Origin of the sequence: Phytoactinopolyspora endophytica (assembly GCF_004138495.1) — a bacterium.
Taxonomy (GTDB): Bacteria; Actinomycetota; Actinomycetes; order Jiangellales; family Jiangellaceae; genus Phytoactinopolyspora; species Phytoactinopolyspora endophytica.
Window position 1 is genome coordinate 599,830 of record NZ_ML142849.1, and the last position, 2,408, is coordinate 602,237.

The 2,408-nt window shown below is 67.4% G+C and carries 2 protein-coding genes and 1 pseudogene; all 3 read left to right on the forward strand.

Annotation, left to right across the window (positions count from 1 at the left end):
* Positions 1-138: 138 nt before the first annotated feature.
* Complete coding sequence (locus ELR45_RS02645; RefSeq protein WP_129663176.1) at positions 139-945, forward strand: glucosamine-6-phosphate deaminase; 807 nt, start codon at positions 139-141, stop codon at positions 943-945.
* Between the two features lie 205 nt (positions 946-1,150).
* A complete protein-coding gene (locus tag ELR45_RS02650) occupies positions 1,151-2,224 on the forward strand; it encodes an ABC transporter permease (RefSeq protein ID WP_205855728.1) in 1,074 nt (357 codons plus the stop codon).
* A pseudogene (locus tag ELR45_RS02655) lies at positions 2,221-2,408 on the forward strand (peptide ABC transporter permease); the annotation flags it as partial. The gene ELR45_RS02650 and the pseudogene ELR45_RS02655, both read left to right, overlap by 4 nt.

The following is a 2,408-nucleotide window of genomic DNA, read 5'->3' on the forward strand; positions in this document are numbered from 1 at the left end:
TCCCTCGCCGCTACCGGCGTAGCACTCGCCGCGCAGCACAGCGCGCGGATAGAGGCCCCGGTCAGCTGGGACGTCGCCATGCACTCCAGGGAACAGGACGGCGCCCACGCGCTCTGACGAACAACAGGAGAACCCTGAATGTCTACCCCCGAGATCGCGCACCCACGAAGCACCACCGTCGAGCGGCTGCGCATCCGCGTCCACGACCACGTGGACGCAGCCGGAGAAGCCGCGGCCGCGCTGGTCACGCACGCCATCCGGCAACGGATCGCTAAGACCGGTCAGGCGCGGATCATGTTCGCCGCGGCGCCGTCCCAGGACGGCATCCTGCGCGCGTTGCGTGAACAGCCGGATGTCGATTGGTCCCGCGTCACGGCGTTTCAGATGGACGAGTACGTCGGCCTCGACGCCGGTCATCCGCAGGCGTTCGGCACCTATCTGCACGAGCACATCTACGACGCCGTCCGACCGGGCAGCGTCCACGTGATGCGACCGGACGGCGACGGCGCGACGGAGGCCGAGCGCTATGCCGCACTGCTCAACGAGGCGCCGATCGATGTGGTCTGCATGGGAATCGGCGAGAACGGGCACATCGCGTTCAACGATCCGCATGTCGCCGACTTCGACGATCCACTCACGGTGAAGGTCGTCGAGCTCGATTCAGCGTCGCGTCGGCAGCAGGTCAACGACGGGTGCTTTCCGTCGATCGACGACGTGCCCACCCATGCGATCACGGTGACCGTTCCCGCTCTGCTCGCCGGAGCGACGGTGATCTGCTCGGTCCCCGGCGCCCGGAAGCGGGAGGCCGTCAAACGAGCGCTGACCGGCGCTGTCGGCACGGAATGCCCGGCCAGTGCGCTGCGCCGCCATCCGGACGCATGGCTCTTTCTCGATCCGGCCGCGACGCCCGACGGGATCCTCCCCGAGGGGAGGACTTCGGCATGAGATACCCAAGTCAATCCATTGACAGGCCCAAGGGCCCCTTGCAAGCTTATGCAAACGCTCGCACGCCCCCTACGGAGGCCACCATGAGAGTCGACCGTCGAGTGGCGACCCTGGAAGGCGCTCTCCAGCGTCCCGCCCGCCGGCCGCACCGGCTGGTGCCGGATACTCGCCACCGCCCGTCGCCACGACTAATGCGTGATCGCCCATGATCGGATATCTCGCGCGCCGCCTGGTCCGGCTGGCTCTCTCGCTCGTCGCGGTGTCGCTCATCACGTTCGGCTTGCTGCAGCTGGTCCCCGGGTCGTTCTCGGACATGGCCAACAGCAGCTCTACCGAACTCGGTGGCGACCCGGCGGCGTTCGAGAATGCCGTGGCGGAACGCTACGGCGCGGATGTCCCGGCGTGGGAGCAGTACCTGACGTTCATGCGCGGCGCGGTGACCCTCGACATGGGGCCGTCGTACAGGTATCCGCAGGCCACCGTCGAGGACCTGATCATCGATGCGTTCCCGGTCTCGATCTCGCTGGCGGTCCCCGCCACACTGCTCACACTGCTGGTGGCTGTCCCGATCGGCGTGCTGGCCGCGGTGAGGAAGGACAAGCTGGCCGACTACGGCTCGATCTTCACCCTGACCTCCCTGCAAGCTCTGCCCGGATACCTGTTCGCGCTCCTGCTCATTTTGATCTTCCCAGTCGGCCTCGGCATACTGCCGGTGCGGGGCTGGTCCGGCCCGGAGTACATGATCATCCCGGTCGTCGCCCTGGCGGTGCAACCGATCGCCATGCTGGCGCGGTACGTGCGTACATCGATGCTGGAAGAGCTGCGCGAGGAGTATGTGGTCGCAGCGCACGCCAAGGGCGGGCAGCGACGGATCGTGCTGGTCCGGCACGTCCTGCGCAACTCGATGATCCCGCTGGTGACCATCGTCGGGCCGATCTTCGCGCACCTGGCGACGGGAACGGTGTTCATCGAGGCACTGCTCGGTATACCCGGGCTGGGCCGGCTGTTCACGACCGCCGCGCGGACCCGTGATATGCCGTTGCTGATGGGCACGACGTTGTTCTTCGCGCTCATCTTCTTGCTGATCAACCTGATCGTGGACCTGACCTACGGCCTGCTGGACCCGCGCATCCGGCATCAACGAGCCAGCGGCTGGCGACGCCCGAAACGGCCGCTCCGGCTGGGTGCGTCGAAGAGCCGCGAGCCCGGCGCGGACCGGCCCGCCGAGCCCGACCGATCACCCAGCGCAACCGACAGTATTGAGGTGGTGCGGCCATGAGCGAGCTCATGAACAACGAGTCGACCGGCTCTGCGCTCTCCGCCGGAACGCCCACCGCACAGAGCGAGCTCGGCCGCGGATGGGCCAGGTTCAGGCACAACAAGCTCGCCCTGGGCAGCCTGGTGTTCATCGGCTTCCTCGTCCTGGTGGCGTTGGCAGCGCCGCTCGTCGCGCCGTACTCGTA

What these genes read in the sequence shown, in the direction of transcription:
- ELR45_RS02645 (WP_129663176.1), top strand. Translation starts at nt 139, where the DNA reads ATGTCTACCCCCGAGATCGCGCACCCACGAAGCACCACCGTCGAGCGG.
- ELR45_RS02650 (WP_205855728.1), top strand. Translation starts at nt 1,151, where the DNA reads ATGATCGGATATCTCGCGCGCCGCCTGGTCCGGCTGGCTCTCTCGCTC.